We start from the raw sequence: 419 nt of genomic DNA on the forward strand, positions 1-419 counted from the left end.
GCCTTGACCACCGAGCCGTTGTCCCGGTCGACGTCCACCTCGTGCTCGGTGTCGCCAGCGACGATCTCGACGCTCCACACCTGTCGACCGTTCTCCTGCTCGGCCTCGACCTCGACGATCCGCCCGCCACCGGCCCTGGCGAGGGCGATCTCCCCGGCGCGCTGCTCGTCGACCGCTGCGCCGGCCGGCGCGCTGCCGGCCGTCGGCGTACCCGACGGGGTGCCGCTCGTCGGCGTACCCGACGGGGTGCCTGCCGACGGCGAACCGCTGGTCTCCGGCGCGTCCGTGGCGGTCGGAGCGACTGTCGCCGCGGCCAGTGCCGTGCCGCCGCTGCGAGAGTCGTTCGCGGCGTTGACGCCGAGCGCGACCCCGGCCACCGCCAGCACCGCCGACCCGCCGACCGTCGCGAGAAGCAGATT

At 75.2% G+C, this 419-nt stretch carries 1 protein-coding gene; it reads right to left on the bottom strand.

Translation table 11 applies throughout. The features are described from left to right. A partial coding sequence (locus EAD89_RS09905; RefSeq protein ID WP_121675507.1) for a PepSY domain-containing protein occupies window positions 1-419 on the bottom strand: 419 nt, incomplete at both ends.

Source organism: Micromonospora sp. BL4 (assembly GCF_003667505.1).
Taxonomy (GTDB): domain Bacteria; phylum Actinomycetota; class Actinomycetes; order Mycobacteriales; family Micromonosporaceae; genus Micromonospora.